At 68.8% G+C, this 17,540-nt stretch carries 16 protein-coding genes; 12 read left to right on the top strand and 4 right to left on the bottom strand.

Annotated elements, in window-relative coordinates; translation table 11 throughout:
• Positions 1 to 91: 91 nt before the first annotated feature.
• Genes DL991_RS41760 through DL991_RS41750 form a run of 3 tightly spaced genes read left to right on the top strand, consistent with a single transcriptional unit; the run spans position 92 to position 2,174 of the window.
• Positions 92 to 1,033: a sugar kinase gene (locus DL991_RS41760; RefSeq protein ID WP_233599320.1), complete on the top strand. Its 942-nt coding sequence runs from the start codon at positions 92 to 94 to the stop codon at positions 1,031 to 1,033.
• A complete protein-coding gene (locus tag DL991_RS41755; RefSeq protein ID WP_034321589.1) occupies positions 1,030 to 1,794 on the top strand; it encodes an IclR family transcriptional regulator in 765 nt (254 codons plus the stop codon). The genes DL991_RS41760 and DL991_RS41755 overlap by 4 nt, the downstream gene beginning before the upstream one ends.
• Complete coding sequence (locus tag DL991_RS41750; protein ID WP_034321592.1) at positions 1,791 to 2,174, top strand: RidA family protein; 384 nt, start codon at positions 1,791 to 1,793, stop codon at positions 2,172 to 2,174. Before DL991_RS41755 ends, DL991_RS41750 begins: the two co-directional genes overlap by 4 nt.
• 208 nt (positions 2,175 to 2,382) lie before the next feature.
• Here DL991_RS41750 and DL991_RS41745 read toward each other — a convergent pair whose 3' ends face one another.
• The 3 genes from DL991_RS41745 to DL991_RS41735 form a co-directional block, all read right to left on the bottom strand.
• Positions 2,383 to 3,378 (bottom strand): 1-aminocyclopropane-1-carboxylate deaminase, encoded by a 996-nt coding sequence (locus tag DL991_RS41745; protein ID WP_125789872.1) that lies wholly within the window; start codon positions 3,376 to 3,378, stop codon positions 2,383 to 2,385.
• Positions 3,375 to 4,022 carry a GntR family transcriptional regulator gene (locus tag DL991_RS41740; protein WP_125789871.1) on the bottom strand — a complete coding sequence of 216 codons (648 nt, stop codon included), beginning with the start codon at positions 4,020 to 4,022 and terminating at the stop codon, positions 3,375 to 3,377. Before DL991_RS41740 ends, DL991_RS41745 begins: the two co-directional genes overlap by 4 nt.
• 95 nt (positions 4,023 to 4,117) lie before the next feature.
• The gene (locus DL991_RS41735; RefSeq protein WP_005163289.1) at positions 4,118 to 4,477 is read right to left on the bottom strand and encodes a DUF1844 domain-containing protein; all 360 of its coding nucleotides are present in this window, start codon (positions 4,475 to 4,477) and stop codon (positions 4,118 to 4,120) included.
• Between the two features lie 268 nt (positions 4,478 to 4,745).
• On the opposite strand from DL991_RS41735, the gene infC reads away from it, so the two are divergent.
• The 7 genes from infC (at position 4,746) to DL991_RS41700 (ending at position 14,200) form a co-directional block, all read left to right on the top strand.
• Complete coding sequence (gene infC, locus DL991_RS41730) at positions 4,746 to 5,321, top strand: translation initiation factor IF-3 (protein WP_125789870.1); 576 nt, start codon at positions 4,746 to 4,748, stop codon at positions 5,319 to 5,321.
• A 70-nt stretch (positions 5,322 to 5,391) separates the two neighbouring features.
• Positions 5,392 to 5,586, top strand: a complete 195-nt coding sequence (gene rpmI, locus DL991_RS41725) for a 50S ribosomal protein L35 (RefSeq protein ID WP_007028043.1) — start codon at positions 5,392 to 5,394, stop codon at positions 5,584 to 5,586.
• A 63-nt stretch (positions 5,587 to 5,649) separates the two neighbouring features.
• Complete coding sequence (gene rplT, locus DL991_RS41720) at positions 5,650 to 6,027, top strand: 50S ribosomal protein L20 (RefSeq protein ID WP_005163284.1); 378 nt, start codon at positions 5,650 to 5,652, stop codon at positions 6,025 to 6,027.
• Positions 6,024 to 6,857, top strand: coding sequence for an RNA methyltransferase (locus tag DL991_RS41715; protein WP_125789893.1), 834 nt, complete (start codon positions 6,024 to 6,026; stop codon positions 6,855 to 6,857). The genes rplT and DL991_RS41715 overlap by 4 nt, the downstream gene beginning before the upstream one ends.
• A gap of 235 nt (positions 6,858 to 7,092) precedes the next feature.
• Positions 7,093 to 8,157, top strand: coding sequence for a phenylalanine--tRNA ligase subunit alpha (gene pheS, locus DL991_RS41710; protein WP_125789869.1), 1,065 nt, complete (start codon positions 7,093 to 7,095; stop codon positions 8,155 to 8,157).
• Complete coding sequence (pheT, locus tag DL991_RS41705; protein WP_125789868.1) at positions 8,158 to 10,725, top strand: phenylalanine--tRNA ligase subunit beta; 2,568 nt, start codon at positions 8,158 to 8,160, stop codon at positions 10,723 to 10,725.
• Positions 10,726 to 10,813: 88 nt separating this feature from the next.
• Entirely contained in the window at positions 10,814 to 14,200 is a 3,387-nt protein-coding gene (locus DL991_RS41700) for a tetratricopeptide repeat protein (protein WP_125789867.1), read from the top strand.
• Here DL991_RS41700 and DL991_RS41695 read toward each other — a convergent pair.
• Positions 14,181 to 14,873, bottom strand: coding sequence for a DNA alkylation repair protein (locus DL991_RS41695; protein ID WP_125789866.1), 693 nt, complete (start codon positions 14,871 to 14,873; stop codon positions 14,181 to 14,183). The two genes, DL991_RS41700 and DL991_RS41695, sit on opposite strands and share 20 nt — an antisense overlap.
• Positions 14,874 to 15,058: 185 nt before the next feature.
• Between DL991_RS41695 and DL991_RS41690 the strand changes: the two genes are divergently transcribed.
• Both DL991_RS41690 and DL991_RS41685 read left to right on the top strand, forming a co-directional pair.
• Positions 15,059 to 16,645 (top strand): alpha/beta hydrolase, encoded by a 1,587-nt coding sequence (locus tag DL991_RS41690; RefSeq protein ID WP_125789865.1) that lies wholly within the window; start codon positions 15,059 to 15,061, stop codon positions 16,643 to 16,645.
• A gap of 367 nt (positions 16,646 to 17,012) precedes the next feature.
• Complete coding sequence (locus DL991_RS41685; RefSeq protein ID WP_125789864.1) at positions 17,013 to 17,507, top strand: helix-turn-helix domain containing protein; 495 nt, start codon at positions 17,013 to 17,015, stop codon at positions 17,505 to 17,507.
• Positions 17,508 to 17,540: the final 33 nt, after the last annotated feature.

Here is a 17,540-nt window from a genome sequence, read left to right as displayed (position 1 = left end):
GTAGCATCCGGTCCGCTGGAGGTCAACGGCGTGACGACTAGGAGACGCGAAGGTGACAAGCGCGCCCCACGTTTTGTGCATCGGGGAGTCGATGGCCTTGTTCGTACCGGCCGAATCCGGGCCGCCCGACGAGGTACGTAAGTGGGTGCGAAGCATCGGAGGGGCCGAATCGAACGTCGCCTGCCATCTCCCCGCGCTGGGTTTCACCAGCGCCTGGGTGAGCGCGGTCGGCGACGATCCGTTCGGCCGCGCGCTCGTGCGCGAGATCGGCGCGGCGGGGGTGGACGTCAGCGCGGTCGTGGTCGACCCGACGCGCCCGACCGGTCTCTACATCAAGGAAAGCGGAGCGGACGGCAGCCCCGTGCGCTACTACCGCAAGGGCTCAGCCGCGTCCGGAATGGACGCCGGGCTGCTGGGGAAACTTGATCTCGACGGGGTGCGCGTCATCCACCTGTCCGGGATCACGCCCGCCCTGTCGGACGGTTGCCTCGACCTGGTGCGAGCGCTGATGGAACGGCCACGTGGCGACACGCTGGTGTCGTTCGACGTGAACTTCCGGCCCGCGCTGTGGACCGGGCGCGACCCGTCGGTGCTGGCCGGACTGGCCGCCCGCGCCGACATCGTGCTGGCAGGCGAGGACGAGGCCGAGCGAGTGTGGGGGACCGGCGACCCGGAACGCCTGCGCGCCGCGGTGCCGGGGCCGAAGACGATGGTCGTCAAGCACGGGGCGCGCGGGGTGACGCTGATCGACGGCGACGAAGCACCGCTGTTCTCTCCCGCGCTCCAGGTCGACGTCGTGGAGCCAGTCGGTGCCGGTGACGCCTTCGCCGCCGGTTTCCTCGCCGCCACGCTGCGCGGCGACGACCCCGCGACCCGGCTGCGGCGCGGCCACCTGCAGGCCGCGGCCACCTTGCTGACCCACGACGACGTGGGAACGCCGCTGCCCGGATCCGTCGTCGAAGCGCTCCTCGGGGCGGATGAGGCAGCATGGGCGGCGGCGAAGCTGACGGACAAGGGATTGGTGGGCGGATGAGCCAGAGCCTGGACAGGGCGCTCACGTTGCTGAGCGGGCTCGCCCGCGAGCCGAAGACGCTGGACCAGCTCGCCGAGGAGATCGGTGTGCACAAGTCGACCGTGCTGCGGTTGCTGCGCACCCTGGAGACGCATCACTTCGTGCGCCGGGAAGGGCAGCGGTACTACCGGCTCGGCAGTGCGCTCTTCGACCTCGCGCAGCAGGCGCTGGAGGATCGCGACGTCCGCCGCACCGCGCAATCCGCGCTCGCCGGGCTCAACGCCCGCACCGGGCACACTGTGCACCTCGCCTCCTATGAGGACGGAGAGGTCGTCTACATCGACAAGTTCGAGGGCAGGCATTCGGTGCGGATGTACTCGCGCATCGGGAAACGCGCCCCGCTGCACTGCACCGCCGTCGGCAAGGTGCTGGTCGCGGCGATGACGCCGGAGAAGCAGGCGGACGTGGTCTCGCGGATCGACTTCTTCGTCCGCACCCCGAACACGATCACCACGCCCGAGGCCTACGAGAAGGAACTCGCGCTCGTCGCCGACCGCGGCTACGCGGTGGACAACGCCGAGCACGAGGACTTCATCCACTGCGTCGCCGCGCCCGTCCGCGGCCCCGGCGGCGTGGTACTCGCCGCCGCGTCGGTGTCGGTGCCGAAGGTACTGCTCGACTACGACGGCCTGATGGCGCTCGTCCCGGAACTGATCGCCGCCGCCGAAGAAGCTTCCGTCCACAGTGGATGGACGGGGAACCGAAAGGGGAAGTTGGAATGAGCAAGACCGCGATCAGCACGGAGAACGCGCCGAAGCCGGTGGCCGCGTTCTCGCAGGCGGTCCGCAAGGGCAACATCCTGCAGGTGGCCGGCCAGGTCGCCTTCGACCCGGCCACCGGCGCCATCGTCGGCGAGACCGTCGGTGAGCAGACCGAGCAGACCTTCAAGAACATCGAGGCGGTGCTCGAGGCCGCCGGTTCGAGCCTGGCCGACGCGATGATGGTGCGCGTGTACCTGACCGACGTCGACCACTTCGGCGCGTTCAACGAGGTCTACAACAAGCTGATCGGCGAGGCGCCGCACCCCGCCCGCACCACCGTGTACGTCGGCCTGCCCGCCGGACTGCTGGTGGAGATCGACGTCCTGGCCGTGACGGACTGATCCCGCGTGCCATGAAAGGCCCCTTCATTGCAAAATTCGCGATGAAGGGGCCTTTCATTGCGTGAAGACACGGTCGCTTGTCCAGACGACATGGTCGCCCGGTGGGCGGATCTGATGGTGTGCCGGTCAGTCCGTGAAGGCCTACTTACCTACCCTGATGGTAGTGAAGGGGGCCTTCACGGACTTGCGGATCGCCACTCACGAGGCGCTAGAGCACGCTCGTGTACCCGTTCAGCGCGGGCTGACCGCCCAGGTGCGCGAAGAGCACGTTCGAGTCCCGCGAGATCTCACCGCGGGAAACGAGGTCGATCAGCCCCGCCATGGACTTGCCTTCGTACACCGGATCGGTGAGCACGCCCTCCAGCCGCGCCAGCGTCCGGATCGCGTCGAGGGTCGACTCGTCCGGGATGCCGTAGATCCCGGCGTGGTAGCGCTCGTCCAATTCGACCTCGCCGATCTCGCCGGCATTGATCAGCTCCGCGGTCGCGCTGGCGATGCGGGTGATCTGATCGCGCGTCTCGGCCGGTTCGGCCGACCCGTCGATGCCGAGGATCCGTCGCGGCTTCCCGGAAAGCGCGGCCCCGGCGACCATCCCGGCCTGAGTGCTGCCGGTGACGGAGCAGACGATCACCGTGTCGAAGAAGACGCCGAGTTCCGCCTCCTGCGCTTCGAGTTCGACCATCCAGTTCGCGAAACCGAGCCCGCCGAGCCGGTGGTCCGAGCCGCCGGCCGGGATCGCATACGGCTTTCCGCCGCCGGCCTCGATCTCCTTGACCGCGTTTTCCCAGCTTTCCTTGAAGCCGACGCCGAATCCCGCCTCGACCATCCGGATGTCCGCGCCGAGGATGCGCGAAAGCTGGATGTTGCCGACCTTGTCGTACATCGGGTCGTTCCAGTCGACCCAGCTCTCCTGCACCAGCACGGCCTTGAGCCCGGACCGCGCGGCGGCCGCGGCGACCTGGCGGGTGTGGTTCGACTGCACGCCGCCGATCGAGATCAGCGTGTCCGCGCCCGAGGCGAGCGCGTCGGCGACCAGGTACTCGAGCTTCCGGGTCTTGTTGCCGCCGAACGCGATCCCGGAGTTGACGTCCTCGCGTTTCGCCCAGACCTTCGCGCCGCCGAGATGGGCGGTGAGCCGTTCGAGCGGGTGCACGGGGGAAGGGCCGAACAGCAGCGGGTAGCGCGGGAAATCGGCGAGGGTCATGGCGTCTCCAGGAGGTCTTCGAGTTCGGTCCAGATCGTGGCGGTGATCGCGCAGGCCGTGTCGACGTCGCCCGCTTCGATGGCGTCGGCCAGCTCCGCGTGACGCTGGACCGACCGGTGCGCGGGCAGAGAGCCGAAGCGGGCGTATTCGAGACGGCGCAGCAGCGGCGTGTAGCGGGCCAGCGTCGCGGCGATCGCCCGGTTGCGCGCGGCGGCGACCGGGACGTCGTGGAGTTCGTCGTCGGCGGCGATCGCGGCCGCGATGTCCCCGGCGGCGATCGCGTCGGCGAACCGGGCGTTGGCCGCGCGCATCGAGGCGACCTCCGCCGGCCCCATCCGCGGGGCACCCGCCCGGACGGCGAACTCGTGCAGCGTGCGCACGAGCTGCAGGGCGTCTCGGACGTCGTCGGGAACGAAACCGGCCACACGCGTGTAGCTCTGCGGCTTCGACTCGACGAGGCCGTCCTCGATCAGCCGAAGCAACGCCTGGCGCACCGGCGCCCGGGAAAGCCCCAGCTGCTCGGCGAGGTCGCCGTCGCGCAGGTTCGTGCCCGGCGGCAGCGTCCCGTCGATGATCGCCCGGCGGATGTTCTCGTAGGCCTCGTCTCTGAGGAGAGACCGCGGCACCTTCGCTAACCCACTCACATCTGAAATGTTAGTTGATGCCGGAGTGGAAGTACATGAAGGCCCCCTTCCTGTACCCAGGCGCAAGGAAGGGGGCCTTCATGTACTTCGGAGGGCTAGTAGACCGGTCCCGTGTACTTCTCGCCCGGTCCCTGGCCGGGCGCGTCGGGCACGGCCGAAGCCTCGCGGAACGCCTTCTGCAGCGACTGGAGGCCGTCGCGCAACGGGCCCGCGTGCAGGCCGAGGTACTCTGCCGAAGCGGTGACCAGCCCGGCGAGGGCGGTGATCAGGCGACGGGCTTCGTCGAGGTCGCGGTGGGGTGAGCTGGCCGGGTCCTCGTCCGCGAGGCCGAGGCGTTCGGCGCCCGCGGAGAGCAGCATGACGGCCGCCCTGCTGATCACCTCGACGCTCGGGATGTCCTCCAGGTCGCGGACGTCCGGGGAATACGGGGGCTGCTGAACGGGTTCATCTGACACGTCTGGTACCCTTCCACGAGCGACCAGCCCCTGAGTGATCGGGGGCGGCAAGTGGAGCCCCGCTCCCACCCGTGTCACCGCCGCAACACCAGGTGTCCGGGTCCGGTCTCGCCAAGACGATTTCGGGCGTCGAGGCGGTGTGTTCGGTTCTGGAGATCGAACACGATCGGAAAGAGTGGGCCCCGCGTACCGCACGGTACCGGGGCCTTAGGTATGTGGGCACCAGGTCGAAACGGTAGAAGAATTTACCTCGAACCAGGGAGGCCCCATCAGCGCCGAGACACGCATCAACGACCGAATCCGGGTACCGGAGGTCCGCCTCGTCGGGCCGGCCGGTGAACAGGTCGGCATCGTCCGGATCGAAGATGCGCTGCGGCTGGCACAGGAGAACGATCTCGATCTCGTCGAGGTCGCCCCGCAGGCCCGTCCGCCCGTATGCAAGCTCATGGACTTCGGCAAGTTCAAGTACGAGAGCGCGCAGAAGGCCCGCGAGTCCCGCCGCAACCAGCAGCTCACCGTCATCAAAGAGCAGAAGCTGCGGCCGAAGATCGACCAGCACGACTACGAGACCAAGAAGGGTCACGTGTCGCGGTTCCTTGCGGCAGGCAACAAGGTCAAGGTCACGATCATGTTCCGCGGTCGCGAGCAGTCCCGGCCGGAACTCGGGTTCCGTCTGCTGCAGAAGCTCGCCGACGAGGTGACCGAGCTCGGCTTCGTCGAGTCGTCGCCGAAGCAGGACGGTCGCAACATGATCATGGTGTTGGCCCCGCACAAGAACGTGAAGCCGCAGAAGGCCGCGAAGGCAGCCAAGGACGAGTCGTCCGAGCCGCCCGCCGACGCGTAGCGCCGACCAGCACATGTCAGCGGCACACCGGGCGCAACCGGTGTGCCGCCGCACGGAAGAGGACAACGTAATGCCGAAGATGAAGACGCACAGCGGGACGTCCAAGCGTGTCCGCGTCACGGGTTCGGGCAAGCTGCGCCGCCAGAAGGCCGGCCGCCGCCACCTGATGGAGAAGAAGTCCAACAGGCTCACCCGTCGCCTCGAAGGCACGACCGAGATCGCCAAGAACGACGTCGGCCGCGTCAAGCGCCTTCTCGGCCGCTGACACCCCGCATTTTGTAAACGCCGGGCGCGCCATCGCGCCCCCAGATCGACAGGATGGACCCCAGTGGCACGCGTCAAGAGGGCTGTCAACGCCCAGAAGAAGCGTCGCGCGACTCTCGAGCTCGCCAGCGGCTACCGCGGCCAGCGTTCGCGGCTGTACCGCAAGGCGAAGGAGCAGACGCTTCACTCGCTGAACTACGCCTACCGGGACCGTCGTGCCCGCAAGGGTGACTTCCGCCAGCTGTGGATCACCCGTATCAACGCGGCGGCCCGCGCCAATGGCGTGACCTACAACCGGTTCATCCAGGGCCTCAAGGCCGCGGGTGTCGAGGTCGACCGCAAGATCCTCGCGGACCTCGCCGTCAACGACGCCGCCGCGTTCACCGCGCTGGCCGAGCTGGCCAAGGCGAACGTGAACACCGAAGAGAAGAAGTCGGCCTGACCGGCGACAGCGCTCTCCATCGACCCGGGGCCGCTCCGTTCACCGAACGGACGCCCCGGGTCGTTGCTGCGCGCAAGCTCACTCGCCGGGCCGAACGTGACAAGACCGGCCGGTTCCTCGCCGAGGGCGCGAACGCGGTCGAAGCCGCGCTCGACCACGGCGGCACGGTGTACGAGCTGTTCGTCACCGATCGCGCCGCCGCGCAGCACGAGCGCCTGGTCGTCGCCGCGCGCGAGGCGGGCGTCCCCGTCTCGCCGATCACCGATCGCGCGGCCGACGGGTTGTCCGAGACCGTGACGCCGCAAGGCATCGTCGCGGTCTGCGCGCTCGTCGACCGTCCACAAGAGACCGTCCTGAAGCCGGGCGCGAAGCTCGTCGTCGTCCTCGTCGACGTCGCGGACCCCGGTAACGCGGGCACCGTGATCCGGGTCGCGGACGCCGCCGGCGCCGACGCGGTCGTCCTCGCCGGGGACAGCGTCGACCCGCACAACGGCAAATGCGTCCGCGCGGCCGCCGGCAGCCTGTTCCACCCCGCCATCACCCGGATCCGGGATGTCGACGCGGCCTTGAAGGCCTGCTCCGCCGCCGGACTCCGCACCTTCGGCGCGCACGGCTACGCCGACACCGAGCTCGATCAGGTCACCTTCGACGAGCCCACCGCGTGGGTCTTCGGCAACGAGGCGCACGGACTGCCGCAGGGAGTTCTGGAGACGGTCGATCTCGCGGTCAAGATCCCGATGTACGGCCGGGCGGAGAGCCTGAACCTCGCGACGGCCGCCGCGATCTGCGTGTACACGAATGCGATGGCCTCACGGACCGCGACCACGTAGAGTCGCGGGCGCACGCCGTCGCATCACGACACCAAGGGAGCTCTCATGGAACGCACTGTTCGTTCCAGCACCTTGTTTACGGCGTAGAGCGCGTTTTTCGCACTTCCGAGTGACGGTGTGCCCAGCCCGAGGGTGATCGGGGGCCGCCGTTCGCTGTCCCATAGAATTCAGCAGCTGCTAAACCCATGTGTGCGCTCGCGTGCACCGGACCAGTCCCAGCGGACGCCGAGGAGTTATGTCCGAAGCCAACGACAAGCAGGACCCCCAGGCGGGAACGCTCGCGCCGGAAACGTTGACGGCCGCCGTCAAACAGGCCGAGACCGATTTCGCGGCCGCGGCGGATCTCGACGCGCTGGCCGCGGTCAAACCCGCGCACCTCGGGGACCAGTCTCCGCTGCTGCTCGCCCGCCGCGAGATCGGCGCCCTGCCGAAGCAGGAGAAGGCGGAGGCGGGAAAGCGGGTCAACGAAGCGCGCCAAGCCATCCAGGCCGCCTTCGACGCCCGCCGCGCCGTGCTCCAGGTCGAGCGCGACGAAAAGGTGCTCCGCGAGGAGACAGTCGACGTCACGCTCCCGTGGGACCGCGTGCCCCGTGGCGCCCGGCACCCGATCGCGACCCTGTCGGATCGGATCGCCGACGCGTTCATCGCGATGGGCTACGAGGTCGCCGACGGTCCGGAACTCGAGGCCGAGTGGTTCAACTTCGACGCGCTGAACTTCGGCAAGGACCACCCCGCGCGCCAGCTGCAGGACACGTTCTACCTCGGCGAGGAGGACTCCGGCCTGGTGCTGCGGACCCACACCTCGCCGGTGCAGGCCCGCACGCTGCTGCACCGTGACCTGCCCGTGTACGTCGTCTGCCCCGGCCGCACCTACCGGACCGACGAGCTCGACGCCACGCACACCCCGGTGTTCTCGCAGGTCGAAGGCCTCGCGGTGGACAAGGGCCTGACGATGGCGCATCTCAAGGGCACCCTCGACGCTTTCGCCCGCGCGATGTTCGGCGAAAGCTCGAAGACCCGCCTGCGCCCGCACTTCTTCCCGTTCACCGAGCCGTCGGCCGAGGTCGACGTCTGGTTCGAGGAGAAGAAGGGCGGCGCCGGCTGGGTCGAATGGGGCGGCTGCGGCATGGTCAATCCCAACGTCCTGCGTGCCTGCGGCGTCGACCCCGAGGTCTACTCGGGCTTCGCCTTCGGCATGGGTATCGAGCGCACCCTGCAGTTCCGCAACGGAATCCCGGACATGCGCGACATGGTGGAGGGCGACATCAGGTTCACCCTGCCCTTCGGAACGGAGGCCTGAGTGAAGGTCCCAGCCAGCTGGCTGACCGAACACCTCGACGTCGACGAGGAGGTCACCGCCCAGGATCTGGCCGACGCCTTCGTGCGCATCGGCATCGAGGTCGACGACGTCCGGAAACTCGAACCGGTCACCGGTCCGCTCGTGGTCGGCCGTGTCGCCGAGATCGAGGAGCTCACCGAGTTCAAGAAGCCGGTCCGCTTCTGCCGCGTCGACGTCGGCGAGCCGGAGAACGACGCCAAGCCTGACGAGAACGTCGACGCCGACGATGACGATGACGACGAAGGCCCCTTCGAGGACGACGGGCCCACGGGGATCAGGACCCGCGGGATCATCTGCGGTGCCACGAACTTCGCCGAGGGTGACCTGGTCGTCGTCGCGCTGCCCGGCACGGTGCTGCCCGGTGGTTTCGAGATCGGTTCGCGCAAGACCTACGGCAGGCTCAGCGACGGCATGATCTGCTCGGCGAGCGAACTCGGCATCGGTGACGACCACTCCGGCATCCTGGTGCTGCCGCCGAGCACGGCCAGCCCCGGTGAGGACGCGAACAAGCTGCTCGGCCTCGAAGACACCGTCCTCGAGGTGACGCCGACCCCGGACCGCGGGTACACCCTGTCGGTCCGCGGCCTGGCCCGCGAGCTGTCCAACGCGCTCGACGTCCCGTTCGGCGACCCGGCCTCCATCGAGGTCCCCGAGGCCGAGAGCGACGTCTGGCCGGTGCACCTCGAAGACACCGAGGGCTGCAAGCGGTTCGTGCTGCGCCGCGTCAAGAATCTCGACGCGACCGCGCCGACGCCGTGGTGGATGCGCCGTCGCCTGATGCTGTCGGGTATCCGCTCGATCTCCCTCGCGGTCGACGTGACCAACTACGTGATGCTCGAACTCGGGCATCCGCTGCACGCGTTCGCGACCGGTTCGGTCAAGGGCGATCTGGTGGTGCGCAAGGCGAAGCCGGGCGAGAAGCTGACCACTTTGGACGATGTCGAGCGCACGCTCGACCCGGACGACGTGGTGATCGCCGACGACAGCGGCGTCATCTCGCTGGCGGGCACGATGGGCGGCGGGTCGACCGAGATCACGCCGGAGAGCACCGATGTGCTGCTCGAAGCGGCGCACTGGGATCCTTCGTCGATCAGCCGGACGGCCCGCCGTCACAAGCTGTTCTCCGAGGCGGCCAAGCGGTTCGAGCGCTACACCGACCCGCAGCTGTGCGCGGTGGCCGTCGAACTCGCGGCGCGCCTGCTGCGCCAGTACGGCGAAGGCTCGATCCTGCCCGGCCGCACCGACGAGGGCGGCGTCGAGCCGAACCCGCCGGTGACCATGCCGATCAGCCTGCCCGACCAGGTGGCCGGGGTGCGCTACCAACGCGGTGTCACGGTCAAACGGCTCTCGCAGATCGGGTGCAAGGTCAACGTGGGCACCGCCGAGGACGGTACCGCGCTGGTGACCGCGATCCCGCCGAGCTGGCGCGGTGACCTGGTGCAGCCCGCAGACCTGGTCGAAGAAGTCCTTCGGCTCGAGGGGTACGACAGCATCCCGTCGGTGCTGCCCGAGGCCCCGGCCGGCCGGGGCCTGACGGACACCCAGCGCCGTCGCCGCTCGGTCGCGCGTGCGCTGGCGGAGAACGGCTACGTCGAGGTGCTGCCCTTCCCGTTCATCTCGGACTCGGTCTGGGACGCGTTCGGGCTGCCCGAAGACGACGTCCGCCGCAGCACCGTGAAGGTCCGCAACCCGCTGGAAGCGGACAAGGACCGGATGGCGAGCAGCCTGCTGCCGGGGTTGCTGGAGATTCTCCAGCGCAACATTTCCCGTGGCTTCAAGGATGTCTCGCTGTTCCACATCGGACAGGTCGTGCTGCCCGGACCGAACCCGATCCCGATGCCTTCGCTCGGGGTGGACCGGCGGCCGACCGACGAGGAGCTCGCGGTGCTGGAGGCGGCGGTCCCGCCGCAGCCGCTGCATGTCTCCGTCGTGCTCGCGGGCCAGCGTGGCCGCGCGGGCTGGTGGGGCGAGGGCGAGCAGGCGAACTGGGCCGACGCGGTGCAGGCCGCGCGGCTGGTGGCGCAGGCCGCCGGTGTCGAGCTGACCACGGCCGCGGCGGACCAGCCGCCGTGGCACCCCGGTCGTTGCGCGCAGCTGCGGGTGGGGCAGTGGCCCGTCGGCTACGCCGGCGAGCTGCACCCGAAGGTCGTCGAGGCGCTCGGGTTGCCGCCGCGCACCGTCGCGATGGAACTCGACCTGGACGCGATCCCGATCCCGGACGGCCGTCCTGCGCCGCGGATCTCGGCGTACCCGCCGGTGCTGCTCGACGTCGCACTCGTCGCGGAGACGGGTGTGCCGTCGGCCGACCTTGCCGAGGCGCTGCGCGAAGGCGCGGGCGAACTGCTCGAGGACATCACGCTGTTCGATTCGTACCAGGGCGAGCAACTGGGCGAGGGCAAGCGTTCGGTGGCGTACAAGCTGCGGTTCCGCGCCGCGGACCGCACGCTGACCGTCGACGAAGCCACCAAGGCTCGCGACGCCGCCGTCGCGGTCGCCGGTGAACGCTTCGGCGCTAGCCTGCGGACCTGATCCGAAAGTCCCGTGAAGGCCCCCTTCCCTCGGCTCAGCCGAGAGAAGGGGGCCTTCACGCGCTTCAGGTGTGGCAAAGTGAGGACTTGTGTCACGTCCAGACGGTCGGTCCAGTATCCAAGACATCGCCCGTGCCCGGCTGAGCGACGGTTTCGTCGGCAGGGTCGGGGAACGCGAGGACTTCCGGGGGAATCTGGGGTTGCCCGGGAGCGACCGGCGCCGCCGGTACCTGTACTCGGTGCACGGTCTCGCCGGGGTCGGCAAGTCGTTCCTCCTCGAACAGCTTCGCGGTATCGCCGAGGAAACCCGCGCCGCCGTCGGGTTCGCGGACGACCGGCAACAGGATCTGCCCGCGACAATGGTCAAGCTTGCGAAGGACCTCGCCCGCGGCGGGCACGAGATGCGCCGGTTCGAGAAGCGCTACGAGTCGTACCTCAAGGCGCGGGAACGGCTCCACAACGATCCGCAGGCTCCGGCGGCAGGCCGCGAGCTCGTGACGAAGGCCGTGGTCAAGGCAAGCCTCGGGGTGGCGAAGACCCTGCCCGGCGGAAGCATCGCCGCCGACGCGATCGACGCGGACGCGACGGCGAAACAGCTGGAGCAGTTGCAGGTCTACCTCGCGGCGAAGTTCAAGCGGAAGGCCGATGTCCAGCTGCTCCTGGAACCGGCGGAGGAGCTGACCAAACCGTTCGTCGAGGACCTCTGGCGTATTCCGGAGACCCGGCAGATCGCGCTGTTCTTCGACACCTTCGAACGGACCGCGCCGGTACTGGAGACCTGGCTGCTCGACCTGTTCGGCGGGCTGTACGGCGATCTGCCGCAGAACCTCGTGCTCACCGTGGCGGGCCAGTTCCCGCTGGACGAGGCGAAATGGAACCGGCACGCGCCGCTGGTGCGCGAGATCGAACTCCGGCCCTTCACCGAGCCGGAGGCGCGTCACCTGCTCGCCGAGCACGGGATCACCGACGAGCAGGTGGTCGAGACCGTGCTGCGGCTGACTGACGGGCTGCCCGTCCTGGTCGCCATGCTGGCGCAGGGAAACCCCACCGAGGCGGACGCGGTCGGCGATCCCAGCGATGACGCGGTCAAGCGGTTCCTGCACTGGGTTCCCGACAAGGCCAGGCAGAAGATCGCCGCCACGGCGTCGTTGCCCCGTGTCCTGGACGAGGACGTCATCGGCGTGCTGACCGGGAAGGAGACCGCGGGGGAGACCTTCCGCTGGTTGCGGGAGCTGCCGTTCGTCGGGCGGCGCGAACTCCCGGTGCGCTATCACCCGGTGGTCCGTGGTCCGATGGTGCGGTTGGAGCGCGGCAGTTCGCCCGCCGCGTTCGCCGAACTCCACCGCAAGCTCAGCGAATACTACGAAGGCCGGTGCGCCGAACTCGGCCTCAGTAGCCACCGCGACGCCTGGAACGACGAGCGCTGGCAGCGAAGAAAACTCGAGCACACCTACCACCGGTTGTGCGGGAGCCCGGCCGAAGCGCTGCCGGACGCACTGCTCGGCGCCGCCGAGATGATCACCACCGGCACGGCTGCCGCTCGTGCTTGGGCGCGCATGATGGAGCAGGCGGGGGTCGACGCGGACGCGCCCGCGGTACTGGGCTGGGGGCAGCGCCTGGCCGCCGCGGTCGGCGACGGCGACGGCCCGCGGGAGATCCAGGTGCTCGACCTGCTCGCCGGTGCGGCTGAGCTCGACGCGGCCCGCCTTTCCACGGTGCTCCGGCGGCGCGCGTGGGCCTACGAAGGCCAGGACGACGTCGAGGCGGCGAAACGGGATTTCGACCGGGCTCTCGACTTGAACCCCGCCGACCCCTACGTCTGGAGTGACCGGGGCAACCTGTTCCGCGACGAAGGCGAATGGGAGCAGGCGTTGTCGGATCTGAACCGGGCGATCGAACTGGACCCCACCTACGCCTACTCGTGGCGCGGGCGCGGGTCGGCCCGGGCCCGGTTGGGCGACCTCGAGGGTGCGATGGCCGACCTCGATGAGGCCGTCCGCCTTCAGCCGGAGCACCGGTGGGCCTACAGCATCCGGAGCGAGGTGCACTTCAAACGAGGCGATGTCCGGAAGGCGATCGACGAGATCGAGATCGCGATCCGGCTCGACCCCGACTATGCCTGGGCCGTCCACTACCGGGCGACGCTGTTCGCGGAGCTGGGGGACAAGGACGAGGCACTCGCCGGTCACCGCGCGGCCGTCGCCCTCCGCCCCAAAGAGGTGTACTACCTGACGGAGCTCGCGTCGTTCCTTGAGCAGACCGGAGACGTGGACGCCGCGTCGGCGACCTTCGACGCGATCGTCGCGGCGGATCCGGAAAGCGCCAGTGCCCACGCGATCCGGGCGGCGTTCCACCGCCGCAACGAGCGAAGCAGGCTCGCGATCGACGGTTTCACCGCCGCGCTCCGGATCGACCCGGACTACGAGTGGGCCTACTACATGCGCGGTCTGGCGCACGACGATCTGGAAGATCGCGTGACGGCGCTCGCCGACTTCGAAAAGGCGGTCGAGCTGGCCCCCGAAGACGCCGAGAATCATCTGCAGCGGGGGATCACGCTCAGCCGGCTGCAGGGGTACGGCGAAGCGGTGAAATCCTTGGACCGCGCGATCGAACTCGATCCCGGCAACGAGTGGGCGTACACCTGGCGCGCGATGGCCCACCAGCGGTCCGGCGATCACCAGGCCGCCCTCGCCGACATCGACGCCGCGGTCGCGGCGAACCCGGCGATGGCCTTCTTCCACAGCACCCGGGGCGACATCCTCAGAGACCTCGACCGGCACGAGGAAGCCCGCGCCGCGTTGGACGAGGGGATCCGGCTGGGACAGGACGGGGGATACGCGTTCTATCGGCGTGCCCGCCATCGCCTCCTCTTCGAGGATTTCGAAGGTGCGTTGTCCGATGTGGACAGCGCGCTGACCGCCGGGCAGGACGAGAGCGCCCGCACCTTGCGCGCGGAGATCCGCCGTCAGGCGGGCGAGTACCGCGAAGCGATCCAGGACCTGCGCGAATTGGTCGCCGCGGATCCCGAGGACGCCGACCACCGCGAGAACCTCGGGGAAGCTCTGCTGTTCGCGGGGGAGACGGACGAGGCGATGGAGATCCTGCGCCCGCTCGCGCCGGACTCCGTTTGGGCTCGTGACCTCCTGTCCCTCGCCTGGCTGAAGACCGGACGGACGGGCGAAGCGCACCGGGCCATCGCCGCCGGCCTCGACGAAGCGGTCGCGCGAAACGCGGACGGCGACTTCGATTGGGAGAACGAGGTGCAGCCGCTCTTCTATCTCCTCGTCCTCGGACGTCACGCCGAAGCGACACGTGAGCTCACGGCGCTGCTCGACAAGGTTCCGCCCCAGGACACGCGACTCATCCTGCTCCGTGACTTGAAAGACCTTCGAGAGCTGGTGCCCGAACTCGGCGGCGTGATCGAGGAGCTCGTCGCCCTCGTCCCGAGGCCGGTGCTCAACCGCCCAGGTGCTTGAGCGCCTCCTTCCTGGACAGAGTGGACAGTGCCGGATGCGCGGCGACGAAGGCGCGCACCCAGTCCGGCTCGGTCTTCGCGTACTCGCGCAGGGCCCAGCCGATTCCCTTGCGCAGGAAGAAGTCCTTGTCGTCGAGGTTGGCCTCCACCGCACGGGTGAGCAGATCGGTGTCCGTTCCGCCCTTGGCACCGATCTGGCAGATGACCGAGGTGCGGCGGCGCCACCTGTCCTCGTCGTAGGCCCAGGTCAGCATCAGGGTGGTCACGGTCTCCGGCTCCGCCCGCAGGATCGGCCCGACGCGGCGGATGGCGACCTCGTCCACGTAGTCCCACCAAGCGCCCGTCACGATCATCTCTTCGTACAGGCCGAGCAGATCGCTGTCCTGCCAGCGGGTGTAGGCACGGTGGCCGGAAAGGGCGATCGCCGCATAACGCTCTTCACGGAATTCCGCTTCGCGCCACAGGGTGAGCGCGGCCGTCGTGAAACTCACTCGATCGGGTAGTGGATGTTCGGCGTAAACCCGTTTCAGCAAGGCCGTCCGAGGCGGGGACGCCACACCGAGGAACGGCATCTCAGACTTCATGTACGCCCGCATCGACGGAGCTTTCCCCGGATCGGCCAGTTCGGCCAAACCGTTGCGAACCGCCGAAACCAGGCTTTTCACCTCGTCCACGCGTTCTCCTTTCCCCAGTCCGCGCCGCGAGCGTACGACAGGGGACCGACAAGACGGATATGCCCGGATCGAGGCGGGGATACCGACTAAAGAGGGATGGCGGTCAACGTGTCGGTCAGCGAGATTGAAGCCGGTTCTCGGTAGCTTCGGCCCGACCGGGTCGAACGCGGACGAAAAGGAACACAGTGAAGAAATTCGTTGCCGCCCTGGCGGTCGCGGGGATCGGCGTCGGCACCATGGCGCTCGCTCCCTCCGCCACGGCCGCCTCGGCGTCGGACTTCGATCCGAAGCCCATCTCCTGGGGAGCGTGTACGCGCCCGAGCCTGGTCAAGGCCGGCGCGGAATGCGGCTTCCTCGAGGTCCCGCTGGATTACGCGAAGCCCGGCGGGGAGAAGATCTCGATCGCCGTCTCGCGCGTGAAGCACAAGTCCGCCCAGTCGCAGGGCGTCATGGTGGTCAACCCGGGCGGACCGGGAGGGTCGGGCCTCGGCCTGTCGACCCTCGGCCGGGCCGTCCCCAAGAAGGCGGGTGAGGAGTACGACTGGATCGGCTTCGACCCGCGCGGCGTCGGGGAGAGCAAGCCGTCGCTGACCTGCGACGGGAACTACGCCTCCTACAACCGCCCGCAGTACGTGCCGACCACGCGCGCCCTCGAGACGGCGTGGCGCGAGAAGGCGAAGGGCTACGCGAAGGCGTGCGCCAAGAACGGCGCGATCCTCGATCACATCAAGACCATCGACGTCGCGAAGGACGTCGACAGCCTGCGCAAGGCGCTGGGCGAGAAGCAGATCAACTACTACGGCTTCTCCTACGGCACCTACCTCGGGCAGGTCTACAGCACACTGTTCCCGCAGAACGTGCGGCGGATGGTGTTCGACGGCACCGTCGACCCCCGCGACGTCTGGTACAAGGCGAACCTGAACCAGGACATCGCCTTCGACAAGAACATCAAGATCTACTTCGGCTGGCTCGCGAAGTACGACGACGTCTATCACCTCGGCAAGACCGCGTCCGAGGTCGAGAAGCTGTGGTACGCCGAGCAGAAGAAGCTGTACGACAAGCCCGCGGGCGGTGTCATCGGTGGTTCCGAATGGACGGACATCTTCCTGCAGGCCGGCTACTACGTCTTCGGCTGGGAGGACATCGCGAACGCCTTCTCGGGCTGGGTGCACAAGGGTGACTGGCAGACCTTGAAGGGCCTGTACGACGACTCCAACCCGCCGGGCCAGGACAACGGCTACGCGGTGTACGCGGCCGTGCAGTGCACCGACGTGGCGTGGCCGCAGAGCTGGCCCCGCTGGAAGTTCGACAACTGGGTCACGCATTTCCGGGCGCCGTTCGAAACTTGGGGCAACGCCTGGTTCAACGCGCCGTGCCTCGACTGGCCCGCGAAGCCCGGCAAGCCGGTGGAGATCGACGGGAGCAAGGTCCCGGGCATCCTCCTGGTCAACGAGGAGAACGACGCCGCGACGCCGTACCCCGGCAGCATCGAGGTCCGCAAGCGCTACCCGAACTCGAGCCTGATCAGCGCTCCGGGCGGCACGACGCACTCGGGTTCGCTGTCCGGTGTGTCCTGTGTGGACGACAAGATCGCGGACTACCTGCTGACCGGGAAGCTGCCCGTGCGCAAGCCGGGCAACGGTTCGGACGTGCAGTGCGCGCCGGTCCCGCAGCCGGTGCCCGCCGGTGCTTCCGCGGCACCCAAGTCCGAGGTGCCTTCTTCGGTGGCGGAAGTGAAGAAGGAAGCGCTGGCTCAGGCGCTGCCTTTCTGATCGTTTCTCGGAAAGTTCTGCCCCGGTCCGGTTTTCCGGACCGGGGCTTTCCTTTGGCCCGGGTGGTCCTGCCGGGCGTTGCGAAAGCCACATTCGCAACGTTGAAGGTTGCGAAAGTGGCTTTCGCAACATCCTTTGGCCCGGTCCCGCGGTATTGAGGGGTAACGGTCGCTCGACAGTCGCCCCACCTGAAGGCCCCCGCCCAGGGTCCGCCCCGCAATTCGCCACCTACTTGCGCCCGAAACGCGCCATGACCGGCACCCTTTCGGCCCCAAAGGCGATGAAAGTACCGGTCATCCACCGCCCCCGGCCGAAGTCCCCTCGCCGCGCCACGGAATTGTCGGGGCCGCCCGTTAACGTCCCCGGCATGACCATCGTCGAAGAGCACCGGACCGAGATCCGCGTGCAGGACACCGTTTATCGCATCGAGGTCGCCGCCCGTGAGGGTGGCGGCGCGGCCGGGGAAGACCGCTGGGTGACCGTAATGGTCGGCGGAGCCGGACCGCAGGAGGAGCCTGTCGCCGAAGGCAGGCTCGACATGGACGCCGAAGCCATACCGGCCTTGGCGACCGTCCTTTCCGACACGCTGCTGGCGTTCGCCGGGCGGGGCAACGGCCGGAACGGCCGCCGAAGATCGGCGGATCGCCCCGCGCATCAAGGCTCGCCGTGGTCCGACGAGCTCGACGCGGAACTGGAAAGCCGTTGGCTGGCCGGGGAAAGCGTCGAGGAGATCGCGCGACGGTTCGAACGGACACCGGGCGGGATCCGGGCCCGGCTGCCGAGGGTCGGTTGCGACCCGGAGCGCCGCGGCGCGTACCTCCCGAGTCCGCCGAGCCGGCGAGAGGTAGGTGAACTCGTCTGAATCCCGGCGGCCGCAAGGGTCAGCAGGCCCTCG

Source organism: Amycolatopsis sp. WAC 01375 (genome assembly GCF_003947325.1).
Classification (GTDB): Bacteria; Actinomycetota; Actinomycetes; order Mycobacteriales; family Pseudonocardiaceae; genus Amycolatopsis.
This window is presented reverse-complemented; position numbering and strand designations above follow the sequence as displayed.